The organism is Enterobacter cloacae complex sp. 372C4 (assembly GCF_050030615.1).
In the GTDB taxonomy this organism is placed as follows: domain Bacteria; phylum Pseudomonadota; class Gammaproteobacteria; order Enterobacterales; family Enterobacteriaceae; genus Enterobacter; species Enterobacter intestinihominis.
Window position 1 is genome coordinate 975,607 of record NZ_JBLGUQ010000001.1, and the last position, 26,486, is coordinate 1,002,092.

A 26,486-nucleotide genomic window follows, 5' to 3' on the forward strand; every position below is an offset into this window, starting at 1 on the left:
CAGCTAATCGATCCACTCAGCGGATCTATAATAGAGCCGGGGATATTTTAAGCAGGAGGATGTAAACTGGGAGGATAAAGAGACGGGACACCTACGGGGGCGGGTTGTGTAAGTATTTCCTGTTGTCTTCGACCTTATTGCACGTAAAATGACCAGACACATTTTGGAAAGGAGTCTTTAATGGATATTGCGTTGCTTAACAGGGGCTGGAACAGAACATGGTCAGATACCATGGTGAATCTGGAGGCCCGGAAACTAGTCGAAACAGCAAACCGGCTGTCAGCATTCTATTTGCAAGATGGTCTTACACGTATCAAGTTTGTCGAAGAGATAAAACAGGTTGTAGATAAAGAATTTGAAACTGCACGACGGGCCAAAACCGATGAAGAATGCATTGCATGCATCAAAAATCTGCGTGCCGAAACGGATAATCTACACGAACAAGAACGCCTGTTAAGAACCAGAGCCGCACAGCTTTACGCGGAGGTCGAATTTGTCAGGGAAAACAATAAAATCGTCGGATACGTGATTTCGGCAATCCATATAGTGGTATCTGGAGCAGCATTATTTGGTGGGATGGTTATGATGTCCACTATGACCCCTGTTGGAGTTCTTGCAGGAGCAGTTTTATTTGTTGATGGTATTAACGGTATAACAAAAGAAGCAAGCCATCTTCGCTATGGTGAACAATCCAAATCGGAAGGAATTTTTGCTGATGGCGCAATGGAGACCGCGCAATTTATGGGGTTTAGCCCAAAAAGTGGATTAGCTCTTTATAATACGGTGACTCTAGGGGCGAGTGTCTATAGTATCTTCGGCTTAGCAAGGAAACCCGGAGCTTGGCGATTATTCCGTTGGCTGCCGCGTGATTACTACCGAAAAGTTGACACAATGAGCAAGCCTAAGCTAACGATGAAAATCGCTGGATATGGTGTCAAAGCGAAAGTCATTTTTGATCTTCTGGCTACTGATAACAGTACTAATTAAGATTTGTTCGCTCTACAGAATCGCCAAGATTTATAAGCAAGTACAGGCGGTTGTATAAAAATTGCAACCGCTGCGCCACAAGAAAGGCCAATAGCACCAGAGAAAACACTCTGCTCAGATGCGAACATCACAAGAAAAATGAATACAGCAAGGCAACCGGATACAACCCACACGGCAAGAATAAATCGCCTAGCCAGGTCCCTGATTGCATTCCCCAACGTTCCACCATAGCTTTCAACGTTGTTCTTTATCTTCTTCAAATCCGATGGTGTAAAGCCAGAACTCAACAAAGCCTCATCAGTAACATCCATATTGTCCTCTCCGCATTTCTTAACTGGCAATGGCACACATAATCATAGTGATGAACTTTACAGTAATCCACATGATGTTTGTGCAATGTATCAGCTTTCAGACAATAGAAGCCATAAAGCCCCGTTAGTGGTAGAAGCAACAAGCGGAGCATAGCGACTGCAACAGGCCAACCTAGTTGGTTTCGCTTTGCGAAAGTCACCAGTGACCAAATCAGATTGTCAGGGGGATCACACCTTATCAGGGTGCTCGTGTACCTTTCGGAGCGTGAGCAAAGCGCTGGCAGAGCCGGATCTGTAGCTACCGGGGCATTACCACTATTCACCTGTTTACGTGGCTCATAGGGCCACACATCGGGCTTAAATGCGTGTGTTCAATCTGTTCGGGAGTTATGCCAGGTATGCGGCTTTTTGTTCGTTGTTGTACTATCGCGGTAAGAACCTGGAACCACCGCCAGCGTGAGGATATGTTCCCTTGTACCACAGACCTATCACGCGACAGGTACGGGTATAGAACAGTGGGTAGTTTTAGTTGTACCTGCTAAAGCAGAGCAACGTAACTAACTGATGAAATATAACTTCTTGATTTATGAGGAGACTGGAGCGGGCGAAGGGAATCGAACCCTCGTATAGAGCTTGGGAAGCTCTCGTTCTACCATTGAACTACGCCCGCTTTGAAGTGCGTAAGGCATTATAGACCTTACGCCTCTTCATACAAGCCTTTACCCCACTAAGTGGCGATTAAATAATCACTTAGCACTTCGGTTTACTGCCCTGCGCCGGAAGATAACGCTGCGGATCGATGGCCGTGGCCTTATAGCGGATCTGGAAATGCAGCTTCACCGTATCCGTCCCGGTACTGCCCATGGTCGCAATCTTCTGCCCCGCCTTCACGTTCTGGCCATTATTCACCAACATCGTGTCGTTATGCGCATATGCCGTAATGTAGTCCTCACCATGCTTAATCATGATCAGGTTACCGTATCCACGAAGCTGGTTACCGACATAGACCACCTTTCCGGCCCCTGAAGCGTAAACCGGCGTGCCGCGTGCGGCAGCGATATCAATACCTTTATTGCCCCCTTCCGAGAGCGAGTACGGCGCAACCACTTTTCCGCTTGCAGGCCAGATCCAGCAGCGCTGACCGACCGGCGGCCAGGATGATTTAGGCACCTGATAGGATGGCGTCACTTTGGCTGTTTTACGCGTTGAGGACTTTTTCCCTGAGGAGGAACCGCCGTTAACCTTGAGCTTTTGCCCTATCTCAATGGTATACGGTGGAGAGATATTATTCAGGCGCGCCAGCTCCTTCACGCTGGTCCCCGTGGCACGTGAGATGCGGTAGAGCGTGTCCCCGCGCTTAACGGTATAGACGGCACCGGAATAACTGCCCATATCCGAAGATTTACTCCCCGAGCATCCTGCTATAAGTAGCGTCAGCGTCAGGCAGAAAATGGCAATGATCGGGTTTCTCGTCAGGCTTCCTGCAAACAAAACAGCTCCTCGGTCAGCGTGAATGGCGCACTATGATAGCAGCCCAAACTGATGCGGGTCATGCCCTTTTCCGCTCTGTGGGCCAAACCGTTCGCATAAGAATGCAGTATAATAATTCCGCTGATGGTGCTGAACCATTAAGCATTATGGCACTGGAGCATCAATGAGTATTCAAGAACACGTTATTTTGGTAAATGACCAGGGAAAGGTGATTGGCACTCAGGAGAAGTACGCCGCGCACACGTCACACACCCCGCTACACCTGGCCTTCTCTTCATGGCTGTTTAACGCTAACGGAGAATGTCTGATTACCCGGCGCGCCTTAAGTAAAAAAGCCTGGCCCGGCGTGTGGACCAACTCCGTTTGCGGACATCCACAGGCCGACGAAGCGACAGAGCAGGCGATTATCCGCCGCTGCCGCTTTGAAGTCGGCGCCGAAATCACCGACATCACCCCCGTTGCCCCGGAGTTCCGCTACCGTGAAGCCGACCCTTCAGGGATCGTTGAAAACGAAATCTGCCCGGTCTATGCCGCCCGCGTAACGAATACCCTCGCAATCAATAGCGACGAAGTGATGGAGTATCAGTGGGTGGAGCTGGACGCGCTCTTCCGCGCGCTGGACGCCACACCGTGGGCATTTAGTCCGTGGATGGTGCAGGAAGCGAACACTGCGCGCGAAAAACTCAGCGCTTTTGCGGCGCAATAAAAAAGCCCCGGCGATAAACGCACGGGGCTTTTTTTACGTCTTAACGGCTTATTTCACCGGACGCATCGCCGGGAACAGGATCACGTCGCGGATGGTGTGGCTGTTGGTGAACAGCATCACCATACGGTCGATACCAATACCCAGGCCAGCCGTCGGCGGCAGGCCGTGCTCCAGCGCGGTTACGTAGTCTTCGTCGAAGAACATCGCTTCGTCGTCGCCTGCCGCTTTCGCGTTAACCTGATCCTGGAAACGCTGCGCCTGATCTTCTGCATCGTTCAGCTCGCTAAAGCCGTTACCGATTTCGCGGCCACCGATGAAGAATTCGAAGCGGTCAGTGATTTCCGGGTTCTCGTCATTACGACGCGCCAGCGGAGACACTTCCGCCGGGTATTCGGTGATGAAGGTCGGCTGAATCAGGTGCGCTTCGGCCACTTCTTCGAAGATCTCGGTCACGATACGGCCCAGACCCCAGCTCTTCTCAACCTTAATACCGATGCTTTCAGCGATCGCTTTCGCAGAGTCGAAATTGTCCAGATCCGCCATGTTGGTTTCCGGACGGTATTTCTTGATCGCTTCGCGCATGGTCAGTTTTTCGAACGGCTTGCCGAAGTCGAACACTTCTTCACCGTAAGGGACCTGCGTGGTGCCCAGAATATCCTGCGCCAGGGTGCGGAACAGGGATTCGGTCAGCTCGATCAGATCTTTGTAATCCGCATACGCCATATAGAGTTCCATCATGGTGAACTCTGGGTTATGACGTACGGAAATACCTTCGTTACGGAAGTTACGGTTGATCTCGAACACGCGGTCGAAACCACCGACCACCAGACGCTTCAGGTACAGTTCCGGCGCGATACGCAGGTACATGTCCAGGTCCAGGGCGTTGTGATGGGTGATGAACGGACGGGCAGAGGCACCGCCTGGGATCACCTGCATCATCGGGGTTTCTACTTCCATAAAGTCGCGGTTAACCATGAACTGGCGAATACCGGCCATGATCTGGGAGCGAATTTTGAAGGTCTTACGGGATTCATCATTAGAGATGAGATCCAGGTAGCGCTGACGATAGCGCGCTTCCTGATCCTGCAAACCGTGGAACTTGTCCGGCAGCGGGCGCAGGGCTTTGGTCAGCAGACGCAGCTCGGTGCAGTGGATAGACAGTTCACCGGTCTTGGTTTTGAACAGTTTACCTTTAGCGCCCAGGATGTCGCCCAGGTCCCACTTCTTGAACTGCTCGTTATAGATGCCTTCCGGCAGGTCGTCACGAGAGACATACAGCTGAATGCGGCCGCCAACGTCCTGTAAGGTCACGAAGGAGGCTTTACCCATGATACGACGGGTCATCATGCGGCCCGCCACGGACACTTCAACGTTCAGCGCTTCAAGCTCTTCGTTCTCTTTACCGTCGAAGTCTGCGTGCAGTTGGTCTGAGGTGTGGTCACGACGAAAATCGTTCGGGAACGGCACGCCCTGCTCGCGCAGCGCTGCCAGCTTCTCGCGGCGGGTTTTCAGTTCGTTATTAAGATCGACTACCGCGTCAGCGCCCTGTGATTGTTGTTCAGACATGTTGGTTCCTCATAACCCTGCTTTCAAACTTGCTTCGATAAATTGATCCAGGCTGCCGTCCAGCACCGCCTGCGTGTTACGGGTTTCAACCCCGGTACGCAGGTCTTTGATGCGGGAGTCATCAAGGACGTAAGAACGGATCTGGCTGCCCCAGCCGATGTCGGACTTGTTGTCTTCCATCGCCTGCTTCTCAGCATTTTTCTTCTGCATCTCCAGCTCATAAAGCTTCGCTTTCATCTGCTTCATGGCCTGGTCTTTGTTCTTATGCTGGGAACGGTCGTTCTGGCACTGTGTTACCAGCCCGGTTGGAATGTGGGTAATACGCACCGCAGATTCCGTACGGTTAACGTGCTGACCGCCCGCGCCGGATGCGCGGTAAACGTCGATACGCAGGTCCGCCGGGTTGATGTCGATATCAATATCTTCATCCACTTCCGGGTAGACAAACGCGGAGCTGAAGGAGGTGTGGCGACGGCCACCGGAATCGAACGGGCTCTTACGCACCAGGCGGTGAACGCCGGTTTCAGTACGCAGCCAGCCGTAGGCGTAATCGCCAATAATCTTAATGGTGACGGACTTGATACCCGCCACTTCACCTTCGGACTCTTCGATAATCTCGGTTTTGAAACCGCGCGCTTCTGCCCAGCGCAGATACATACGCATCAGCATGCTGGCCCAGTCCTGCGCTTCGGTACCGCCAGAGCCTGCCTGAATATCGAGATAGCAGTCAGCGCTGTCGTATTCGCCGGAGAACATGCGACGGAATTCCAGCTGCGCCAGCTTCTCTTCCAGCACGTTGAGCTCTGCCACGGCTTCGTTAAAGGTTTCTTCGTCGTCGGCTTCGACAGCCAGCTCCAGCAGCCCAGAAACATCTTCCAGACCCTGCGCCATTTGATCCAGCGTATCTACGATGGCTTCGAGGGAGGAACGTTCTTTACCCAGCGCCTGCGCGCGTTCAGGTTCGTTCCAGACGTCCGGCTGTTCCAGCTCGGCGTTTACTTCTTCGAGACGCTCTTTCTTGGCATCGTAGTCAAAGATACCCCCTAAGAACGTCAGAGCGCTCCGTGAGGTCCTGAATGCGGTTTTTTACCGGATTAATTTCAAACATGGTCTGTTTTCTTTTATGAGCTTGTCAAAATGCGGTGATAAGAGCGGGATTGTACCGAATCCACGCCCTTTTTTATAGAGATTACTGACGCTAAATTGGCCAGATATTGTCGATGATGATCTGAAGGGTGCGGTTACCGCGGAACTCGTTAATATCCAGCTTATAGGCCAGCTCAACCTCGCGCACGCCGTTGTCCGGCCAGATGGAGGTATCAACGTTAAAGGCGATGCCGTCGAGCAGCGGCCCGCCGCCGACCGGTTCCACCATCACTTTGAGATGGCGTTCGCCCACGATGCGCTGTTGCAGCAAACGAAAACGTCCGTCGAAAAGCGGCTCCGGGAACATCTGCCCCCACGGGCCGGCATCGCGCAGCATCTGCGCCACCTCCATGGTCATTTCAGCCGGAGAAAGCTCGCCGTCAGAAACCACTTCACCCTGCAACAGAGACGGATCGATCCACTCGGTGACCAGTTCGCCAAACAGACGCTGGAACTCGTCGAACTTCGCCTCTTCCAGCGACAGGCCTGCCGCCATCGCGTGACCGCCGAACTTAATCATCAACCCCGGATGCAGCGTATCCAGACGCTCCAGCGCATCGCGCATATGCAGCCCCTGAATGGAACGACCAGAGCCTTTCAGCGTGCCGTCCCCGGCGGGGGCGAACGCGATCACCGGGCGGTGGAAACGCTCTTTAATGCGCGACGCCAGAATGCCCACCACGCCCTGGTGCCATTCGGGGTGATACATCGCCAGCCCACCCGGCAGGTTATCGCCGCTGCGCTCCAGCTTTTCGCACAGGGTCAGCGCTTCGGCCTGCATCCCCTGCTCAATCTCTTTACGGGTCTGGTTGAGTGCGTCCAGCTCACTGGCCAGCACGCGCGCTTCGCCGATGTTGTCGCACAGGAGCAGCGCAACGCCAACCGACATATCGTCCAGCCGCCCCGCCGCGTTCAGGCGCGGGCCGAGGGCAAAACCCAAATCGCTTGCCGCAAGCTTCAGCGGATCGCGGTTGGCAATTTCCAGCAGCGCCTTGATCCCCGGACGGCATTTGCCCGCCCGAATGCGGCTCAAGCCCTGCCAGGTGAGAATACGGTTATTGGTATCGAGCGGCACCACGTCCGCCACGGTTCCCAGCGCCACCAGATCGAGATACTCCGCAAGATTCGGCACGGCAATCCCGCGCGATTCGAACCAGCCCTTATCACGCAGCAACGTGCGTAACGCCAGCATCAGATAAAACGCCACCCCTACTCCGGCCAGCGATTTCGACGGGAAATCGCAGTCGCGCAGGTTCGGGTTAATGATGGCTTCGGCGTCTGGCAGGGTTTCTCCTGGCAGGTGGTGATCGGTGACCAGTACCGGGATCCCCAGCGCATGGGCATGATCGACCCCCGCATGAGAAGAGATCCCGTTATCCACGGTCATGATCATCTGTGCACCACGGGCATGGGCCTGATCGACCACTTCCGGGCTGAGGCCGTAGCCGTCTTCAAACCGGTTCGGCACCAGGTAAGCCACGTTATCGCAGCCCAGCGCACGCAGGCTGAGTACGCTCAGCGCGGTACTGGTTGCGCCGTCGGCATCGAAATCGCCCACCACGACAATCCGCGTCCCGTCACGGAACGCGTCGTAGAGCATTTCAGTCGCTTTTTCGATGCCACTCAGCGCTTGCCAGGGCAGCATGCCTTTGACGCTGCGCTCAAGATCGCTTGCCGTACGCACGCCACGGCTGGCGTACAGCCGCTTTAACAGCAGCGGAAGCGTATCTGGTAAATCCGCGGTTTCAACCGCATCGCGGCGGCGCAGTTTTATCGGGGCTTTCACGCGAATTATTTACCACCCGTCTGTTTCTGGTGTTCGTCGAGGAACGCTTTCATCTCTTTTGGCCCCTGGTAGCCCGGCACCACATAGCCGTTGCTCAGCACAATGGCTGGCGTACCGCTCACGCCAAACTGTACGCCCAGCGCGTAGTGGTTAGCGATGTCGATATCGCAGGAGGCGGGCTTCACGCCTTTACCGTTCATCGCGTCATCAAAGGCCTTGTTGCGGTCTTTCGCACACCAGATCGCTTTCATATCCTGCTCAGGCTGACTCTGCACGCCAGCGCGTGGGAAGGCCAGGTAACGCACGGTAATGCCCAGCGCGTTGTAGTCTTTCATCTCTTCATGCAGCTTGTGGCAGTAGCCGCAGGTGATGTCGGTGAAGACGGTAATGACGTGCTTTTCCTGCGCCGCTTTGTAGACAATCATCTCTTTTTCGAGCGCATTCAGGTTTTTCATCAGTAGCTGGTTGGTGACGTTCACCGGCTGCCCACCGCTCACGTCGTACATTGGCCCCTGAATGATGTGCTTTCCGTCTTCGGTCACGTACAGCACGCCGCTGTTGGTCAGCACCGTTTTCATACCAGCCACCGGCGCTGGCTGGATCTCGCTGCTGGCGACGCCGAGTTTCGTCAGAGACTGTTTAATGGCGGCATCATCCGCATGGGCAAAACCGGAAACCGAAGCTGCCAGCAGGGTGAACAGCGCTAAAGACTTTTTCATATATGATCCTGTAACAATTCGTCGGCACTCACGCGCGAGGGTGGTGCTGTTGGTGTAGCTGCCGCAGGCGTTCCGTCGCGACATGGGTATATATTTGCGTCGTTGAAAGATCGCTGTGTCCAAGCAACATCTGCACCACGCGTAAATCCGCGCCGTGGTTTAACAGATGCGTCGCGAAGGCGTGACGCAAAACGTGCGGCGACAGCTTCTCACTGTCAATACCCGCCAGTGTGGCGTAATGTTTAATGCGATGCCAGAACGTTTGTCGCGTCATCTGCTGCGCGCGCTGGCTCGGGAATAATACATCTATGGAGACGCCGTTCAGCAGCCACGGACGCCCGTGTTCCAGATACGTCTCCAGCCAGTAGACCGCCTCTTCACCCAGCGGCACCAGCCGTTCTTTGTTCCCTTTACCGATAACGCGCACCACGCCCTGACGCAGGCTGATATCGCTCATCGTCAGGCCCACCAGCTCAGAAACGCGCAAGCCCGTGGCATACAATAGTTCAAGCATGGCTTTATCGCGTAACTCCAGCGGAAGGTCAACTGCGGGCGACTGTAATAATCTCTCAACTTGCGCTTCGCTGAGATCTTTTGGCAGCCGCTGAGGCAGTTTAGGCGATGCCAGCAGTGCGCTGGGATCATCCGCGCGGCTCTTCTCGCGGTAAAGGTGCTGGAACAGGCGGCGCATGGCGCTCAGCAGACGTGCGGAGCTGGTGGCTTTGTACCCCCCTTCCATCCGCTCAGCCAGTAACCCTTGCAGGTCATCACTTTGTGCGCTTTCAAGCGTCAGCCCCCGGTGCGCCAGCCACTCGACCAGCAAAGTGAGATCCCGACGATAGGCGCTAAGCGTATTTTCAGCGAGGTTTTTCTCCAGCCACAGCGCGTCGAGAAACTGTTCGATGAGTGCGAGATCCTTTTCCACATCAACCCCTATGGTTCTGCAATCTGGCCATTATGCCTGATTGCCATCGGTTTCTGGTACACTACGCGCAAAGTCATAGCAAGAATTGAGATAGTTACGCGATGAATATTGGTCTGTTCTATGGTTCCAGCACCTGCTACACCGAAATGGCGGCGGAGAAAATTCGCGACATTATTGGCCCGGAACTGGTGACGTTGCATAACCTGAAAGATGACGCGGTTGCCTTGATGGAGCAGTACGATGTGCTGATTCTGGGTATCCCTACCTGGGACTTTGGTGAGATTCAGGAAGACTGGGAAGCCATCTGGGATCAGCTCGATTCAGTCAATTTTGAAGGCAAAATCATTGCGATGTACGGCATGGGCGACCAGTTGGGCTACGGGGAGTGGTTCCTTGACGCACTCGGCATGCTGCACGACAAACTGGCGCCAAAGGGCGCGACCTTTATCGGCTACTGGCCTACGGAAGGCTATGAGTTCACCAGTCAAAAACCGATTATTGCCGACGGTCAGCTGTTTGTCGGGCTCGCGCTGGATGAAACCAACCAGTACGATCTTAGCGACGAGCGCCTCCAGAGCTGGTGCGAGCAGATTCTGGGTGAGATGGCCGAGCAGTTCAGCTGATTTACTCCTGCGTCGGCTGTTGCACGATCAACCGGCGCAGATCTCGCCACTCCGCAGGATCCATACTGTCTGCTGCCAGCCACAGGTGCTGGCGACGATTGTCCTCGACCCGACGCAGCCGTAGCATCATCCCGGTGTTGAGCATCCACGGCGTCCCTATCATTTCCCACTCTTTTCCCTGCCAGCGCAGGCGAGAATCCATCAGCAGCTTAATTTCACCCTGACGGGCGTTGATTCGACGCTGGCTGCGCACGCTGTCAAACACTACAAACGACAGCAAAAGCAGCCACAGAGGGGTATAGCTTAGCGGCCACGGCACCAATAACACCATTGCCGCGACCAGACCGTGGAGCAGTAAGGACATCCACTGTGAGCGCCACGAGACGCGAAGATCAGATTGCCACAGGACCACGTTCCTGATTCCGTGTTTGAATTAATTGCACCATCCGTTGCAACTCGGTGTCGGCGGGCTTGCCGTGATTCATCAGCCAGTTGAATAAATCCGGATCGTCGGACTCAAGCAGACGGACAAACAGGCGCTTATCGTCATCGCTTAAGCTGTCGTACTCATACTCGAAGAAAGGCATGATGGAGATATCAAGTTCACGCATGCCGCGACGGCACGCCCAGTGAATACGGGCCTTGTTGTTAATATCCATGTTCTGTTTCCTGCATTACGTTTGGCACAGTCGGTATCCCGTTCGGTATTCATTATTGCTCTTCGGGAACACCTGCTAGTGTAACGTGTTTTTGACCGTTTCTTTACTGGAATATTGCGAACCTCGAGCAAGCTTCCTGAATAATCCTTATAAAGACAGCGGATTACACTATTTTGCGTAGCGCCACGCATAACCGCGTAATGGCACGAATGGCCTGCTGAAAGCGCTTGCATTGAATACAGTCTCTTTTACCATTAGGTATTATCAAAGCGTTAAGCAATTCAGGACATCACTATGGCATTTACACCATTTTCTCCTCGCCAGCCCGCCGCCTCTGCGCGTCTGCCGCTGACGCTGATTACTCTTGATGACTGGGCACTGGCGACACTGACCGGTGCGGACAGCGAAAAATACCTGCAAGGCCAGGTCACGGCGGACGTGGCGCAGTTGACTGAGCACCAGCATCTGTTGGCCGCGCATTGCGATCCAAAAGGCAAAATGTGGAGCAACCTGCGTCTGTTCCGCCGTCAGGACGGATTCGCCTTGATTGAGCGTCGCAGCCTGCGTGACGCCCAGCTTAAAGAGCTGAAAAAATACGCGGTCTTTTCTAAAGTCACCATCGCCCCGGACGATGAACACGTTCTGCTGGGGGTCGCGGGTTTCCAGGCGCGTGCAGCGCTGAAAAACCTGTTTGCCGAGCTACCGGATGCCGGAAAACAGCTGATCAGCGAGGGAGAAACCTCCATTCTGTGGTTCGAACACCCTGCGGAGCGCTTCCTGCTGGTAACCGACGAAGCAACGGCGGAACGCGTCACTGACGCCCTGCGCGGTGAAGCACAGCTCAACAACAGCCAGCAGTGGCTGGCGCTGAACATCGAAGCGGGCCTGCCAGTTATTGACGCGGCAAACAGCGCGCAGTTTATCCCGCAGGCGACAAACATCCAGGCGCTGGGTGGTATCAGCTTTAAGAAGGGCTGCTACACCGGACAGGAAATGGTGGCGCGTGCGAAATTCCGCGGCGCGAACAAACGCGCCCTGTGGACGCTGGCTGGTCACGCCAGCCGTGTGCCGGAAGCGGGTGAAGATCTCGAGATGAAGATGGGCGAAAACTGGCGCCGTACCGGCACCGTGTTAGCCGCCGTCCAGCTCGATGATGGCCGCGTGCTGGTGCAGGTTGTCATGAATAATGATATGGAGCCCGACAGCGTGTTCCGCGTGCGGGACGATGCAAACACGCTCAGCATTGAGCCGCTGCCGTATTCACTGGAAGATTGATGCTGTATCGCCCGGTGTTGATATTCTCCCTCTCCCTGTGGGCTGAGGGTTCCCCACAAATTAATGCGAGCACTGAGCAATCCCCTCGCCCCTCCGGGGAGAGGGTTAGGGTGAGGGGAACATACGGCGGTGGTGGTCATTCCGTTCACTTTATGTTCCTTGCTACTCTGTAACGACATGACCGGTGAACGTGCCAGGGTGGCTCAGTCGCCACCACCCTGGCGACCCGGGCTCCCGGCGGTAAATCGCCGCTTCGCGGTGCCCTCGGCTTATTCCTTCCGGCTTATCGGGTACGGGCGGAGGCAACGTCCCTGTAAAGCCGCCCTCTCGGCGCATCCCTGCGCCTCGCCCCGGCCTGCAGGAAACGCCTCAGCGATTTACAGCCGGACCAGGGCATCGCTGACAGCCCTCAGTCATTTAGAAAGCAACTTTATTGCTTCTGCATAAAAAATTACTGGGGAACCCTCAGCCCTGTGGGAGAGGGTCGGGGTGAGGGCATCAGACCGCACCTTACAAAAAAACTACACCTGACCAACATACAGATAAATTGCCAGAAAGTGGCACACGCTGCCGCCCAGCACAAAGCCGTGCCAGATGGCATGGTTGTACGGGATACGCTTGCAGACGTAGAAAATCACGCCCAGCGAGTAGATCACTCCGCCCACCGCCAGAAGCGTCACGCCCCCCACCGCCAGCTTAATGGCTAACTGATACACCACAATCAGCGACAGCCAGCCCATTGTCAGATAGGTGACCAGCGACAACACTTTGAACCGGTGCGCGATGGTCAGCTTGAACAGGATCCCCAGCAGCGCCAGGCTCCAGATCACAATCATCAGGCCACGCGACAGCGGTGAGTTGAGCCCCACCAGCAAAAATGGCGTGTAAGTGCCTGCAATGAGAAGATAGATTGCGCAGTGGTCAAATTTCTTGAGCCATATCTTCGCCCGTTGATGCGGAATAGCGTGATACAGCGTTGAGGCAAGGAAAAGCAGGATCATACTCCCGCCATACAGGCTGTAGCTGGTAATGGCCATCGCGCTGGCGTTGGTATCTACCGCCTGCACCAACAGCAATACTAAGCCGACAATCCCAAACACCAGGCCAATGCCATGGCTTATACTGTTGGCTACTTCCTCAGCCAGCGAATATCCCTGTGCGATTAATGGTCTGCTCACCATACTTAACTCCGGGAAAACAAAAGATGATTATTCATCGCCAGTCTATGCTAACTGAGAATGATTCCAGTGAACACCTGTTAGCTAAAATAAATCCATAATCAAGATTTATCCTTACAAATCAGTATAATGCAAAATAAATCCACCGCACAGGTGTAAATGATTTCATTAACACCTGAGTAATCAAGGAGATAAATCCGTCTCTCACCCTTCGTCATCATGGTATGCTTCAGGGATAGTGTCCGACAGCGAGTTTGCCCATTGTGAGTATGTTCAGCCATTCCGCCATTGCCAGCCTCAACAATCTGGAAATGATGGTCTACAACTATGTCATTAAGAACCGTGACAAAGTGATGTACATGACCATCCGCGAGCTGGCGGATGCGGCGGGAGTCTCTACCACTACTATCCTGCGCTTCTGCCGAAAGCTCAACTGCGAAGGCTACTCGGAATTTCGGGTGCGCTTTAAACTCTATCTGGAGCAGAACGAGCCCCAGCAGGCGAATTTTGGTGCCAGTGAAATTATCAGCTTCTTTAAAAGCGTAAATAACGAAGAGTTCGATGCGTTATTAGATAAAGCCGTCGATATTATTTTATCATCTGAACGAATTATTTTTGTTGGCGCAGGCACGTCCGGATCGCTGGCAAAATATGGTGCACGTTTCTTTTCAAATATCGGGAAATTCAGCAACCATATCGACGATCCTTATTTCCCGGTCACTAACGATATGGCTAAAAATGCACTGGCCATTGTACTTTCCGTCTCCGGAGAAACCGAGGAAATCCTGCGCTTCGCCAGCCAGTTCAGCCTGCATCGCTGCAAGGTGCTCTCTGTCACCAGCCACGAACATTCTCGTCTCGCGAAACTGGCGGACTTTAATCTCTCCTGGCATGTCCCCCAAACGCGCATAGGCGGCGTTTACGATATAACCACCCAAATTCCCGTCATCTATATTCTTGAATCATTAGGCCGGAAACTGGCGAAGAAATTAACAGAATAAAACATCCTGTTTTTTTGATGTGACAAATTACAATTCCCGCAAAATGTTATATCGTGACATTTATTTCCGCTTTGCTAGACTCGAAATCAATAAGTCCTGAATTGAGAATAGCAAAGATGAAAAAACTCACTTTACCGAAAGATTTTTTATGGGGCGGCGCGGTGGCGGCGCACCAGGTTGAAGGCGGCTGGAACAAAGGCGGCAAAGGGCCAAGCATTTGCGACGTGCTCACCGGCGGCGCACACGGCGTTCCGCGTGAAATCACGCAGGAAGTGATTGAAGGCAAATATTACCCGAACCACGAAGCCGTCGACTTTTACGGCCATTACAAAGAAGACATCAAGCTGTTTGCCGAGATGGGCTTCAAATGTTTCCGTACCTCTATCGCCTGGACGCGCATCTTCCCGAAAGGCGACGAAACTCAGCCAAACGAAGAGGGGCTGAAGTTTTACGACGACATGTTCGATGAACTGTTGAAGTACAACATCGAGCCGGTGATCACCCTCTCCCACTTTGAAATGCCGCTGCACCTCGTTCAGGAATACGGCGGATGGACCAACCGTAAAGTAGTCGATTTCTTTGTACGCTTCTCGGAAGTGGTATTTGAGCGCTACAAAAATAAGGTCAAATACTGGATGACCTTCAACGAAATCAACAACCAGCGCAACTGGCGTGCGCCGCTGTTCGGCTACTGCTGCTCTGGCGTGGTCTATACCGAGCACGACAACCCGGAAGAGACCATGTACCAGGTGCTGCACCACCAGTTCGTGGCCAGCGCACTGGCGGTGAAAGCCGCCCGCCGCATTAACCCGGAGATGAAAGTCGGCTGCATGCTGGCGATGGTGGCGCTCTATCCGTACTCCTGCAAGCCAGAAGATGTCATGTTTGCTCAGGAATCCATGCGCGAGCGCTACGTCTTTACCGACGTACAGCTGCGCGGCTACTACCCGTCTTACGTGCTGAACGAGTGGGAACGCCGTGGCTTCTCCATCAAAATGGAAGCAGGCGACGAGCAGATCCTGCGTGAAGGCACCTGCGATTACTTAGGTTTCAGCTACTACATGACCAACGCGGTCAAAGCGGAAGGCGGCACCGGTGACGCCATTTCCGGCTTCGAGGGCAGCGTGCCGAACCCACACGTCAAGGCGTCCGACTGGGGCTGGCAGATTGACCCTGTGGGCCTGCGTTATTCGCTGTGTGAACTGTACGAGCGCTACCAGAAGCCACTGTTTATCGTGGAAAATGGTTTCGGCGCCTACGACAAGGTGGAAGAGGACGGCAGCATCAACGATGACTACCGCATCGACTACCTGCGCGCCCATGTGGAAGAGATGATGAAGGCGGTGACCTGGGACGGCGTGGATCTGATGGGCTACACTCCGTGGGGCTGCATCGACTGCGTCTCCTTCACCACCGGCCAGTACAGCAAGCGCTACGGCTTTATCTACGTCAACAAGCACGACGACGGCACCGGTGACATGTCCCGCTCCCGTAAGAAGAGCTTTGAGTGGTATAAAACCGTCATTGCCAGCAACGGCGAAACGCTGTAATGGCTTGCCCTCTCTGCAAGCGGAGAGGGCAAACTGCTTATCTTCCAGACACTTCTTTACAGCTTTTGCGTTGCCAAAATATGTTCGCCCGATAATATAGGCATCCTGAATATTTGAGGCGAACATGATTAAGCGACAACGCAACGCTATCCTGCTTGTAGCCCTGGCCTGTCTGGTGGTGCTGATATGTACCGCCCAGCGGATGGCCGGGATGCACGCGCTTGTCATGAACGTCACCGCCACGAGCCAGTCTGTCCAGCAGGGGCAGGAGAGTGCCGACGCACCGGTAACCCCGTGTGAGCTAAGCGCCAAGTCGCTGATGTCGGTCCCGCCTGTTTTGTTTGAAGGCGCCCTGATTGCCGTCACCCTGCTGCTTGCGTTGCTGGCAGCCAGTCCACCGCGCCGCGAACGGCAGTGGCCTCCCCGCGTTATCTCCCCGCCCCGGTTAAGGGTGCATCTGCGATTATGCGTCTTCCGTGAATGAGCCTTCGCCTGTTACTTCAGGTTAATTCATCATTTACGGAGAAAATTTATGTTTACTGTATTCAGGCGACTGCTGGTCTGCCTGCTTTGGCTATGGCTGCCCCTCAGCCAGGCTGCCGACAGCGGCTGGTTGCGCGCCGCCGATAATCAGCACGCCAGCGTCAGGCTGCGTGCGCAACCTGAAAGCACTGGCGAAACCCGCCTGCTGCTGGACGTCGCCCTGCAAAAAGGCTGGAAAACCTACTGGCGCTCGCCGGGCGAAGGCGGCGTCGCACCCGCGATTAAATGGCATCAGCCCGTCGAGGCGATCTGGCGCTGGCCTGTGCCGCAGCGTTTCGACGTCGCGGGCATCACCACGCAGGGCTATCACGGCGATGTCAGCTTTCCCCTCACTCTGCGGGGCGACGTCCCGACGATCCTGAGCGGCGTGCTGACGCTCTCCACCTGTAGCAACGTCTGTATTCTTACCGACTACCCGTTTTCACTGAACATGACCGCATCCGCAGGTGCCGGTTTTGATTACGATTTCAGTCGGGCCATGGGCACCCTTCCGCTCAGCGGCGGGTTGACCTCAACGCTTAACGCCACCTATGCCCCCGGCAAGCTGACCGTAACGGCGCAGCGTGACGCAGGCTGGCAGGCGCCGTCGCTGTTTATCGACGGTATGGATGATGTTGATTTCGGCAAACCGGCCCTCACCATGCGCGGTGATTCGCTGGTCGCCACCGTGCCCGTGACGGACAGCTGGGGCGAGGCCGCGCCCAACCTCAGCGGCAAAACCCTGTCGCTGGTTCTGGCCGATAGCGGGCAGGCGCAGGAGTCCAGCCTGAGCATTCAGCCGGGGAACGCCGCGCCGACGCTCCCGTTAGGCTGGGTGCTGCTGATGGCGCTTGCTGGCGGTCTGATCCTTAACGTCATGCCCTGCGTACTGCCCGTGCTGGCCATGAAGCTGGGCACGCTGATGCAAACCGAACGGCAGGCGCGGGGTCAGGTACGCCGACAGTTTCTTGCATCGGTAGCCGGGATCGTGATCTCGTTCCTCGCACTGGCGCTGATGATGACGGTATTACGTTTAGGCAATCAGGCGCTCGGCTGGGGGATCCAGTTCCAGAACCCGTGGTTTATTGGTGCGATGGCGCTGGTGATGGTGCTTTTCAGCGCCAGCCTGCTGGGGTTGTTTGAAATCCGTCTCCCTTCCGGCGCCAGCACCTTCCTCGCCACGCGCGGCGGCAACGGGCTTGCGGGTCATTTCTGGCAAGGCGCGTTTGCCACGCTGCTGGCGACACCCTGCACCGCGCCGTTCCTGGGGACGGCGGTCTCGGTCGCGCTGGCGGCGCCGCTTCCCCTGCTGTGGGGGATCTTCCTGGCGATGGGTATCGGCATGAGCCTGCCGTGGCTGCTGGTGGCGGCCTGGCCGGGGCTGGCCCAGCGGTTGCCGCGTCCGGGGCGCTGGATGAACGTTGTACGCGTAGTGCTGGGGATGATGATGCTCGGCTCATCGCTGTGGCTGCTGAGCCTGCTGACGGTGCACATTGGCAGCCTGCCGGTCATTACGCTGGGCGTGCTACTGATCCTTGCGCTGCTGCTGGTCACCGCCTGGCGCTACCGCTGGCAAACGGCACTGCGCGCCGGGGTATTAGCTGTACTGGTGGCCGGGGTAGTCGCGTTTGTTTCCGGCTCCGGCGGCGAGGGCTCCCGCCGCGATCGTATTCACTGGCAGCCGCTCAGCGAGCAGGCCATTGTCCGCGCGCTGGCGGAGAACAAACGGGTGTTCGTCGACGTGACCGCCGACTGGTGCGTGACCTGTAAAGCCAATAAATACAACGTACTGCTGCGCGACGACGTGCAGGTCGCGCTCTCCGCCCCGGACGTTGTCGCCCTGCGCGGCGACTGGAGTCGTCCCTCAGATACCATCAGTCAGTTTTTAACCACGCGCGGCAGCGCCGCCGTGCCGTTTAACCAGATCTACGGACCGGGATTACCGCAGGGCCACGTGCTGCCTGCGTTGTTAAGCCGCGAAGCGGTGCTGAGCACCCTGTCCGATGCAAAAGGAAAATAACATGAGAACCTTCGTTGCCTTACTTCTGCTGTCGTTATCAACGTTCGGTTTCGCCGCACCGTCAGATGACGCTTCCAACGACCAGCTGGCAAAACTGCTGTTTAACGACCCCAACAGCCCGCGAACCGGCGCGACATCGCCGAAGCTCACCATCGTCTCCTTCACGGACTACAACTGCCCGTATTGCAAGCAGTTCGACCCAATGCTGGAGAAAATCGTGCACGATAATCCCGACGTGCAGCTCATCATCAAACTGCTGCCGTTCAAGGGACAAAGCTCGGTAAATGCCGCGAAAGCGGCGCTCTCAACGTGGCAGCAGGCGCCGGATCAATTCTGGGCACTACACCAGCGGCTGATGATGAAAAAGGGCTATCACGATGACGCCAGCATCGCCGCCGCGCAGGTGAAGACCGGGACGGACAGCATTAAAACCGATGATAAAACTATGGACAGCGTAAAGATGAACCTGATCCTGGCGCAGGTGCTGAATATTCAGGGCACCCCGGCGACCATCATCGGTGACCAGATGGTGGCGGGCGCAATCCCGTATGACGATCTGGAGGGGCTGGTCAAAGAACAGCTGGCAAACGCCCGTGGCAAGTAAGCTTCCTCGCCTGCTGCGCGAGCTGGCCGTGTGGCTGCTGATTGGCGTAGCCGTGAGCCTGGCGGTGGACTATTTCCGCCAGCCCGCGCTGCCGCAGAATTTCTCCGCGACGGCACTGCACACCCTCGACGGTCAGCCCGTCGATCTTATCGCCATGAGTAAGGAGCGACCGCTGCTGGTCTACGTCTGGGCGACATGGTGCGGCGTCTGCCGCTACACCACGCCGTCGGTGGCGGCGATTGCCGCGGACGGGGGTAACGTGATGTCGGTTGCGCTGCGCTCGGGCGATAACGCGACGCTCGAAACATGGATGAGAAAGAAGAAGGCGATGATGCCCACGGTCAACGACGCCAGCGGAGAACTGGCGCGTCAGTGGGACGTTCAGGTGACGCCAACGCTTGTGGTGATCTCTCACGGTGAAGTGAAGTCGATCACCACCGGCTGGACCAGCGGCTGGGGAATGCGCCTGCGGCTGTGGCTGGCGTCGTAGCGTTACTTCCCGCCAGCCAGCTCCAGGAAGCTACCGGTGACATAGGAGGCTTTGTCGCTCAGCAGCCAGGTAATGGCCTGGGCGACCTCCTCCGGCTGACCGCCACGCTGCATCGGTAACATCGACTTCACCCGATCCACACGCCCCGGCTCGCCGCCGGAGGCGTGAATATCGGTATAAATCAGGCCTGGCCGCACGCAGTTAACGCGAATGCCCTGCGCCGCCACCTCCAGCGCGAGGCCGGTTGTCAGGGAATCCACGGCCCCTTTGGAGGCAGCATAATCCACATACTCCCCCGGTGCGCCCAGTCGTGAGGCCGCCGAGGAGACATTCACAATCGCGCCGCCCTTGCCGCCGTGTTTATGCGACATGCGCTTCACCGCCTCACGGCAGCAGAGAAAATAGCCAGTGACGTTGGTGGACAGCACGCGGTTAATACGTTCAGCGGAGAGGTTTTCGATGGAGGATTGTTCAAACAAAATCCCGGCGTTGTTCACCAGCGCGGCGAGCGGCTCACCTTCGCGATCGATGCTGTCGAACATCGCCATCACCTGCGATTCATCGCTGATATCCGCGCGCACGGCAAAGGCCTTACCGCCCGCGTCCACGATCTGATTAATGACCTCTGTCGCGGCTTTGATGTTGTGATGAAAATTCACCGCAACGGTGTAGCCTTCGCTTGCCAGCTGTAGCGCGGTGGCTTTACCAATACCCCGGCTGGCGCCGGTGACCAATGCAATTGCCATTCTTTTCTCCCAATAAAAAAGCCGGGTGGCGGCTTCGCCTTACCCGGCCTACGTTACTACAGGAACAACGTTACTGGTATTCGCTCATCGGCACGCAGGAGCAGAACAGGTTACGGTCGCCGTAAACATCATCAAGACGTTTCACGGTTGGCCAGTATTTGTTTGCTACACCTGCCGGGAAGACAGCCAGCTCGCGGGTATAACCGTGGTTCCACTCTGCCACCAGTTCGTTCTGGGTATGCGGCGCGTTGACCAGCGGGTTATCTTCCAGCGTCCATTCCCCGCCTTTCACGCGGTCGATTTCGCTGCGGATCGCCAGCATCGCGTCGATAAAGCGATCCAGCTCCACCTTGCTTTCAGACTCGGTCGGCTCAACCATCAGCGTTCCTGCAACCGGGAAGGACATGGTTGGCGCGTGGAAGCCGTAGTCGATCAGACGCTTGGCAATATCCAGCTCGCTGATGCCCGTCTCTTCTTTCAGAGGACGAATATCGAGGATGCATTCGTGCGCCACGCGACCATCGCGGCCGGTGTAGAGCACCGGATAGGCGTCTTTCAGACGCGTTGCGATGTAGTTGGCGTTGAGGATCGCCACCTGGCTGGCCTGCTTGAGCCCTTCCGCGCCCATCATGCGGATGTACATCCAGCTGATTGGCAGGATAGAGGCGCTGCCGAACGGTGCCGCGGAGACCGCGCCCTGACGGGTCAGCATGCCTTCAATCTGCACCACGCTATGGCCTGGCACAAACGGTGCCAGGTGCGCTTTGACGCCGATTGGGCCCATGCCCGGGCCGCCGCCGCCGTGCGGAATGCAGAACGTTTTATGCAGGTTGAGGTGCGACACGTCCGCGCCAATAAAGCCCGGAGAGGTAATGCCCACCTGGGCGTTCATGTTCGCGCCGTCGAGGTAAACCTGGCCGCCGAACTGATGCACCACTTCACATACTTCACGGATCGTTTCTTCGTACACGCCGTGGGTGGACGGGTAGGTCACCATGATGCAGGAGAGTTTGTCGCCTGCCTGCTCGGCTTTCGCGCGCAGGTCGGCCAGATCGATGTTGCCGTTTTTGTCGCACGCCACAACCACCACTTCCATTCCTGCCATCTGGGCAGAAGCCGGGTTGGTACCGTGGGCAGAGCTTGGGATCAGACAGATATCGCGGTGGCCTTCGTTGCGGCTTTCGTGATAGTGACGGATCGCCAGCAGACCGGCGTATTCACCCTGCGCACCGGAGTTCGGCTGCATGCAGAGCGCGTCGTACCCGGTCAGCTTCACCAGCCAGTCGGAGAGCTGGTTGATCATCATGTGATAACCTTCCGCCTGCTCAGCCGGGCAGAACGGGTGCAGCTCGGAGAATTCAGGCCAGGTGATTGGGATCATCTCAGCCGCGGCGTTCAGCTTCATGGTGCAGGAGCCCAGCGGGATCATCGCCTGGTTCAGCGCCAGATCTTTACGTTCCAGAGAGTGCATGTAACGCATCATCTCGGTTTCGCTGTGATAGCGGTTGAACACCGGGTGAGTCAGGATCGCGTCGTCGCGCAGCATGCTTTCCTGAATGGCGCGGCTGTCGAGCGCAACCTCTTTGTCGAGCGTATCAACGTCCAGACCCTGTGCGTCACCCAGCAATACGTTGAACAGGGTCAGGATATCGTCACGGGTGGTGCTTTCGTCCAGCGTAATGCCGACCGAATTGTGAATGTCGCTGCGCAGGTTGATTTGTGCTGCCTCGGCGCGCGCCAGCACGGCCGCTTTGTCTGCCACCTCGACGCACAGGGTGTCGAAGTAGTGCTCATGACGCAGCCTGAGACCTTTCTGTTGCAGACCGCAGGCCAGGATATCGGCCAGACGGTGGATGCGGCTGGCAATGCGTTTCAGACCTGCCGGACCGTGGAACACCGCGTATAAGCTGGCAATGTTAGCCAGCAGCACCTGCGAGGTACAGATGTTGGAGTTCGCTTTCTCGCGGCGGATATGCTGCTCGCGGGTCTGCATCGCCATGCGCAGCGCGGTGTTACCGGCGGCATCTTTCGATACGCCGATAATACGGCCTGGCATGGAACGTTTAAATTCATCTTTCGCGCCAAAGAACGCCGCGTGCGGACCGCCGTAGCCCATCGGCACGCCGAAGCGTTGCGCTGAGCCGAAGACAATATCCGCGCCCTGTTTACCTGGCGCCGTCAGCAGCACCAGCGCCATAAAATCAGCGGCGACGCTAACAATAACCTTACGGGATTTGAGCTCGGCGATCAGCGCGCTGTAATCATGCACTTCCCCGGTGGTGCCCACCTGCTGTAACAGCACGCCGAAGACGTCCTGGTGATCCAGCACTTTGTCAGCGTCGTCGACAATCACCTCAAAGCCGAAGGTTTCCGCACGGGTGCGCACCACGTCCAGCGTCTGGGGATGCACGTCCGCCGCGACGAAGAAGCGGTTGGCGTTTTTCAGCTTGCTCACGCGCTTCGCCATCGCCATCGCTTCAGCGGCGGCAGTGGCTTCATCCAGCAGCGAGGCAGAGGCGATATCCATACCGGTCAGATCCAGCGTCACCTGCTGGAAGTTCAGCAGCGCTTCCAGACGGCCCTGGGAGACTTCTGGCTGATACGGGGTGTAAGCGGTGTACCAGCCCGGATTTTCCAGCATATTACGCAGGATCACCGGCGGTAATTGCACGTTGGTGTAGCCCATGCCGATGTAAGACTTATAGCGCTTGTTAAGGCCGGCGATGGCCTTCAGCTCCGCCAGCGCGGCGAACTCCGTCGTGGACTCGCCTACCTGCGGCGGTGTGGCAAGCTGGATGTCTTTTGGCACGATCTGGCCGATCAGTGCGTTTAATGAATCCGCGCCAACTGTCTTCAGCATCTCCTGCTGTTGCTGAGCATCCGGCCCAATGTGACGTTCAATGAAGGCGCCACGGTTTTCAAGCTGGCTTAAAGTCTGTGTCATGAGCGATGGTTCCTGAAACGTGCAGTGAATCGTAATTATCTGTAACGCTGTTGCCCGGTGGCGCTAACGCTTACCGGGCCTACGTAGATCTGTAGGCCGGATAAGCGCAGCGCCATCCGGCACAACGTTATTCGTCTTCCAGTAGTGCTTCGTACGCGGTCGCATCCAGCAGCGCGGCAACCTGCGCTTCGTCGCTGGCTTTGATCTTAAAGATCCAGCCGCTTTCATAAGGCTCGCTGTTCACCAGCTCCGGGGAGTCGCTCAGCGCGTCGTTCACGGCAACAATTTCACCGCTCACCGGAGCGTAGATGTCAGAGGCCGCTTTAACGGATTCCGCCACCGCACAGTCGTCGCCTGCGCTCACGGTTGCGCCCACTTCCGGCAGGTCAACAAACACCATGTCGCCCAGCAGTTCCTGCGCGTGCTCGGTGATCCCAACGGTGTAAGTGCCGTCCGCCTCTTTGCGCAGCCACTCGTGTTCTTTGCTGTATTTCAGTTCTGCTGGCACATTGCTCATTGAAGTTCTCCTGATAAAAATAGTTAGGCGACCGGCTTACCGGCGCGAACAAAAATCGGTTTGGTCACGTTGACCGGCATTTCGCGGTTGCGGATCTGCACCACCGCCGTTTCGCCAATCCCCGCTGGCACGCGTGCCAGTGCAATACTGTAGCCGAGCGTCGGGGAGAACGTTCCGCTGGTGATCACGCCTTCGCGATGATTGCCATCGGCATCGGTGAAGCGCACCGGCAGCTCGCCGCGCAGAACGCCTTTTTCTTTCATCACCAGGCCAACCAGCTGTTCAGTGCCCTTCTCGCGCTGCATCTCCAGCGCTTCACGGCCAATAAAATCACGGTCAGCCGGTTCCCACGCGATGGTCCAGCCCATGTTGGCCGCCAGCGGTGAGACGCCTTCGTCCATCTCCTGACCGTAGAGGTTCATCCCCGCTTCCAGACGCAGTGTATCGCGCGCGCCCAGGCCCGCAGGCTTCACACCCGCCTCCACCAGCGCACGCCAGAAATCGGCGGCCTTTTCGTTTGGCATTGCAATTTCGTAGCCCGCTTCACCGGTGTAGCCGGTGGTGGCGATAAACAGATCCCCCGCCTGCACGCCGAAGAACGGCTTCATGCCTTCGGTTGCTTTGCGCTGCTCGTCGCTGAACAGAGACGCGGATTTCGCCTGGGCGTTTGGCCCCTGCACCGCAATCAGCGACAGATCGTCACGAACGGTGATGTCGATGGCGTAAGGTTCAGCGTGTTGGGAAATCCAGGAGAGGTCTTTTTCGCGGGTGGCGGAGTTTACAACGAGGCGGAAGAAATCTTCGGTGAAGTAGTAGACGATGAGGTCGTCAATCACGCCGCCAGAGGCATTGAGCATGCCGGTATAGAGCGCTTTGCCCGGCGTTTTTAGTTTGGCGACGTCGTTTGCCAGCAGATAACGCAAAAACTCCCGGGTGCGGCTTCCGCGCAGGTCGACAATCGTCATATGAGACACGTCGAACATACCGGCATCGGTGCGCACCGCGTGGTGCTCATCAATCTGCGAGCCGTAGTGCAGCGGCATCATCCAGCCGTGGAAGTCCACCATGCGGGCGCCGCATAACACGTGCTGTTCGTACAAAGGAGTCTGTTGAGCCATCTTTTCCTCGTTGAAAAATTCACCGTGAAACCCGGTGTCGACCTCGCGATCGGGGGCCGACGCAAACGTTCTCTTTTACCTGAACTTACCACCGAAACCGGCGGTTAACCATAAGGTAAAACGGGTCATCACATTAGCTTATGACCAAAATTCGCTGAAAAGCCTACAGAGTTATTCACTGGTAAAATGCGATTAAACCCGCATAAAATTAACATCGAGCTAACAGGATTTAGCAGATGGTGATATTTCGTGCGGAAAAACGGGCCGAATTTCCGTAACATAAAAATAGTAAGATTAGATTTTCTAATGCGAAAAATGACGTGAAATTAGATTATTTCAAACGAGGAGATTTCCCCGGCGCGAAGGCCGGGAAAATAAAGTGTGACGGGGATCGAGATTAACGTAACCAGTCGGGAAGATCGTTAAGGCCCATTGCCTGACGAAGAAGCTGCGGTTTGACGCCGGGAAGGGTGTCGGCCAGTTTGAGGCCGATATCGCGCAGCAGTTTTTTCGCCGGGTTCGCTCCGGCAAATAGCTCGCGGAAGCCCTGCATACCCGCCAGCATCATCGCCGCACTGTGTTTGCGGCTGCGCTCGTAGCGACGCAGATACAGATGCTGACCAATATCTTTACCTTCCCGATGCAGACGACGCAGCTCTTCAACCAGCTCGGCCGCGTCCATAAAGCCGAGGTTCACCCCCTGCCCGGCCAGCGGATGAATCGTATGCGCCGCATCCCCCACCAACGCCAGACGGTGCGCCGCAAACTGACGCGCGTAGCGACCGGTTAACGGAAACGCCTGGCGTTCGCTTTCAAGCGTGCACAGGCCCAGACGGTTATCAAACGCCACGCATAGCGCCTGATTAAAGGCGTCCGGCGTCGCCTCCTGCATCTGCTGCGCTTTCTCCGGCTCTAAAGACCAGACGATGGAGCAGAGATGCGGATCGGCAAGCGGCAGGAAGGCCAGAATGCCATCATTGTGGAAAATCTGGCGCGCCACGCCGCCATGCGGCTCTTCGGTGCGGATTGTCGCAACCAGGGCGTGATGACGGTAATCCCAGAAGGTCAGCGGAATATCCGCTTTGTTACGCAGCCAGGAATTGGCGCCGTCGGCACCCACTACCAGCCGCGCGGTCAGCATGTCGCCGCTTTCAAGAGTGATAAACGCGTCGTTTTCGCCCCACGCCACCTGCTGAAGTTTCGCCGGTGCGATCAGCGTGACGTCGCTGCACTGCTGCGCTTTTTGCCACAGCGCGTGGTGGATCACCGCGTTTTCAACGATGTGCCCAAGGTGGCTGTAGCCCATGCTTTCATCGTCAAACGCGATATGGCCGAAGCTGTCTTTATCCCACACTTCCATGCCATGGTAACAGCTGGCACGCAGCGCCACGATTTCAGACCAGACGCCAAGGTGCGTCAGTAGCTTTTCGCTGGCGGCATTGATCGCCGAGACGCGCAGCTCCGGCGGTGCATCCTGCGCCACGGGCTGCGGCGCGTTTTGCTCAAGCACCGCCACGCGCAGGCCGCTGCCCTGTAAACCACAGGCCAGCGCCAGTCCTACCATTCCGCCGCCGACAATGGCGACATCAACATTTTGCACGG

General features: G+C 56.3%; 25 protein-coding genes and 1 tRNA gene. 10 read left to right on the top strand and 16 right to left on the bottom strand.

What is annotated here, in order from left to right:
• Nucleotides 1-180: 180 nt before the first annotated feature.
• Nucleotides 181-987, top strand: a complete 807-nt coding sequence (locus ACQG11_RS04630; protein WP_022649283.1) for a DUF4225 domain-containing protein — start codon at nt 181-183, stop codon at nt 985-987.
• Here ACQG11_RS04630 and ACQG11_RS04635 read toward each other — a convergent pair.
• From ACQG11_RS04635 to actS, 3 genes are all read right to left on the bottom strand, one after another.
• Nucleotides 984-1,298: a hypothetical protein gene (locus ACQG11_RS04635; protein WP_015673660.1), complete on the bottom strand. Its 315-nt coding sequence runs from the start codon at nt 1,296-1,298 to the stop codon at nt 984-986. The genes ACQG11_RS04630 and ACQG11_RS04635 overlap by 4 nt on opposite strands.
• Nucleotides 1,299-1,894: 596 nt before the next feature.
• Nucleotides 1,895-1,968: transfer RNA gene (locus ACQG11_RS04640), tRNA-Gly, on the bottom strand.
• An 80-nt stretch (nt 1,969-2,048) separates the two neighbouring features.
• Entirely contained in the window at nt 2,049-2,789 is a 741-nt protein-coding gene (gene actS, locus ACQG11_RS04645) for an amidase activator ActS (RefSeq protein ID WP_022649300.1), read from the bottom strand.
• Between the two features lie 163 nt (nt 2,790-2,952).
• On the opposite strand from actS, the gene idi reads away from it, so the two are divergent.
• Nucleotides 2,953-3,495: an isopentenyl-diphosphate Delta-isomerase gene (idi, locus tag ACQG11_RS04650; RefSeq protein WP_171936855.1), complete on the top strand. Its 543-nt coding sequence runs from the start codon at nt 2,953-2,955 to the stop codon at nt 3,493-3,495.
• A 48-nt stretch (nt 3,496-3,543) separates the two neighbouring features.
• Here the strand turns inward: idi and lysS are convergent, their stop codons facing one another.
• The 5 genes from lysS to xerD all read right to left on the bottom strand — a co-directional run bounded on the left by lysS (nt 3,544) and on the right by xerD (nt 9,637).
• The gene (gene lysS / locus ACQG11_RS04655; protein WP_022649302.1) at nt 3,544-5,061 is read right to left on the bottom strand and encodes a lysine--tRNA ligase; all 1,518 of its coding nucleotides are present in this window, start codon (nt 5,059-5,061) and stop codon (nt 3,544-3,546) included.
• A 9-nt stretch (nt 5,062-5,070) separates the two neighbouring features.
• Nucleotides 5,071-6,169, bottom strand: a protein-coding gene (prfB, locus tag ACQG11_RS04660) for a peptide chain release factor 2 (protein WP_115438011.1) whose coding sequence is annotated in 2 segments (ribosomal slippage) — nt 5,071-6,093 and nt 6,095-6,169 — 1,098 coding nt in all. Because the reading frame shifts where the segments join, the coding sequence is not laid out codon by codon here.
• A gap of 90 nt (nt 6,170-6,259) precedes the next feature.
• Nucleotides 6,260-7,993, bottom strand: a complete 1,734-nt coding sequence (recJ, locus tag ACQG11_RS04665) for a single-stranded-DNA-specific exonuclease RecJ (protein WP_048965620.1) — start codon at nt 7,991-7,993, stop codon at nt 6,260-6,262.
• A gap of 5 nt (nt 7,994-7,998) precedes the next feature.
• Complete coding sequence (gene dsbC / locus ACQG11_RS04670; protein WP_023306885.1) at nt 7,999-8,712, bottom strand: bifunctional protein-disulfide isomerase/oxidoreductase DsbC; 714 nt, start codon at nt 8,710-8,712, stop codon at nt 7,999-8,001.
• Nucleotides 8,713-8,740: 28 nt separating this feature from the next.
• On the bottom strand, nt 8,741-9,637 hold the full coding sequence (gene xerD / locus ACQG11_RS04675) for a site-specific tyrosine recombinase XerD (protein WP_192970467.1): 897 nt from the start codon (nt 9,635-9,637) through the stop codon (nt 8,741-8,743).
• Between the two features lie 101 nt (nt 9,638-9,738).
• Here xerD and fldB point away from each other — a divergent pair, with 101 nt between their 5' ends.
• Entirely contained in the window at nt 9,739-10,260 is a 522-nt protein-coding gene (fldB, locus tag ACQG11_RS04680; protein ID WP_015571793.1) for a flavodoxin FldB, read from the top strand.
• A 1-nt stretch (nt 10,261) separates the two neighbouring features.
• On the opposite strand, the gene ACQG11_RS04685 is transcribed toward fldB, so the two are convergent.
• Both ACQG11_RS04685 and sdhE read right to left on the bottom strand, forming a co-directional pair.
• Nucleotides 10,262-10,672: a protein YgfX gene (locus tag ACQG11_RS04685; RefSeq protein WP_022649305.1), complete on the bottom strand. Its 411-nt coding sequence runs from the start codon at nt 10,670-10,672 to the stop codon at nt 10,262-10,264.
• Nucleotides 10,653-10,919, bottom strand: coding sequence for an FAD assembly factor SdhE (gene sdhE / locus ACQG11_RS04690; RefSeq protein WP_003863437.1), 267 nt, complete (start codon nt 10,917-10,919; stop codon nt 10,653-10,655). The genes ACQG11_RS04685 and sdhE overlap by 20 nt, the downstream gene beginning before the upstream one ends.
• Nucleotides 10,920-11,213: 294 nt before the next feature.
• On the opposite strand from sdhE, the gene ygfZ reads away from it, so the two are divergent.
• The gene (ygfZ, locus tag ACQG11_RS04695; RefSeq protein ID WP_426728209.1) at nt 11,214-12,194 is read left to right on the top strand and encodes a tRNA-modifying protein YgfZ; all 981 of its coding nucleotides are present in this window, start codon (nt 11,214-11,216) and stop codon (nt 12,192-12,194) included.
• Between the two features lie 521 nt (nt 12,195-12,715).
• Here ygfZ and trhA read toward each other — a convergent pair.
• Entirely contained in the window at nt 12,716-13,375 is a 660-nt protein-coding gene (trhA, locus tag ACQG11_RS04700; RefSeq protein ID WP_022649307.1) for a PAQR family membrane homeostasis protein TrhA, read from the bottom strand.
• A gap of 266 nt (nt 13,376-13,641) precedes the next feature.
• Between trhA and ACQG11_RS04705 the strand changes: the two genes are divergently transcribed.
• From ACQG11_RS04705 to ACQG11_RS04730, 6 genes are all read left to right on the top strand, one after another.
• Entirely contained in the window at nt 13,642-14,373 is a 732-nt protein-coding gene (locus ACQG11_RS04705) for a MurR/RpiR family transcriptional regulator (protein ID WP_022649308.1), read from the top strand.
• Between the two features lie 116 nt (nt 14,374-14,489).
• Nucleotides 14,490-15,923 carry a 6-phospho-beta-glucosidase BglA gene (gene bglA, locus ACQG11_RS04710; protein ID WP_022649309.1) on the top strand — a complete coding sequence of 478 codons (1,434 nt, stop codon included), beginning with the start codon at nt 14,490-14,492 and terminating at the stop codon, nt 15,921-15,923.
• A gap of 124 nt (nt 15,924-16,047) precedes the next feature.
• Complete coding sequence (locus ACQG11_RS04715) at nt 16,048-16,407, top strand: hypothetical protein (RefSeq protein ID WP_022649310.1); 360 nt, start codon at nt 16,048-16,050, stop codon at nt 16,405-16,407.
• 48 nt (nt 16,408-16,455) lie between these two features.
• The gene (locus tag ACQG11_RS04720; RefSeq protein ID WP_271075404.1) at nt 16,456-18,465 is read left to right on the top strand and encodes a protein-disulfide reductase DsbD family protein; all 2,010 of its coding nucleotides are present in this window, start codon (nt 16,456-16,458) and stop codon (nt 18,463-18,465) included.
• Nucleotide 18,466: 1 nt separating this feature from the next.
• Nucleotides 18,467-19,069, top strand: coding sequence for a DsbA family protein (locus ACQG11_RS04725; RefSeq protein WP_023298545.1), 603 nt, complete (start codon nt 18,467-18,469; stop codon nt 19,067-19,069).
• Nucleotides 19,059-19,559 carry a protein disulfide oxidoreductase gene (locus tag ACQG11_RS04730; protein ID WP_032626112.1) on the top strand — a complete coding sequence of 167 codons (501 nt, stop codon included), beginning with the start codon at nt 19,059-19,061 and terminating at the stop codon, nt 19,557-19,559. Before ACQG11_RS04725 ends, ACQG11_RS04730 begins: the two co-directional genes overlap by 11 nt.
• A gap of 2 nt (nt 19,560-19,561) precedes the next feature.
• Here ACQG11_RS04730 and ACQG11_RS04735 read toward each other — a convergent pair whose 3' ends face one another.
• The 5 genes from ACQG11_RS04735 to ubiI all read right to left on the bottom strand — a co-directional run bounded on the left by ACQG11_RS04735 (nt 19,562) and on the right by ubiI (nt 26,484).
• Nucleotides 19,562-20,305, bottom strand: a complete 744-nt coding sequence (locus tag ACQG11_RS04735; RefSeq protein ID WP_023306889.1) for an SDR family oxidoreductase — start codon at nt 20,303-20,305, stop codon at nt 19,562-19,564.
• Between the two features lie 70 nt (nt 20,306-20,375).
• The gene (gene gcvP / locus ACQG11_RS04740; RefSeq protein ID WP_323633712.1) at nt 20,376-23,249 is read right to left on the bottom strand and encodes an aminomethyl-transferring glycine dehydrogenase; all 2,874 of its coding nucleotides are present in this window, start codon (nt 23,247-23,249) and stop codon (nt 20,376-20,378) included.
• Between the two features lie 127 nt (nt 23,250-23,376).
• Nucleotides 23,377-23,766 carry a glycine cleavage system protein GcvH gene (gene gcvH, locus ACQG11_RS04745; protein ID WP_058646291.1) on the bottom strand — a complete coding sequence of 130 codons (390 nt, stop codon included), beginning with the start codon at nt 23,764-23,766 and terminating at the stop codon, nt 23,377-23,379.
• A 23-nt stretch (nt 23,767-23,789) separates the two neighbouring features.
• Nucleotides 23,790-24,884 carry a glycine cleavage system aminomethyltransferase GcvT gene (gene gcvT, locus ACQG11_RS04750; RefSeq protein ID WP_023298548.1) on the bottom strand — a complete coding sequence of 365 codons (1,095 nt, stop codon included), beginning with the start codon at nt 24,882-24,884 and terminating at the stop codon, nt 23,790-23,792.
• Between the two features lie 397 nt (nt 24,885-25,281).
• Entirely contained in the window at nt 25,282-26,484 is a 1,203-nt protein-coding gene (gene ubiI / locus ACQG11_RS04755) for an FAD-dependent 2-octaprenylphenol hydroxylase (RefSeq protein ID WP_022649317.1), read from the bottom strand.
• Nucleotides 26,485-26,486 lie beyond the last annotated feature (2 nt).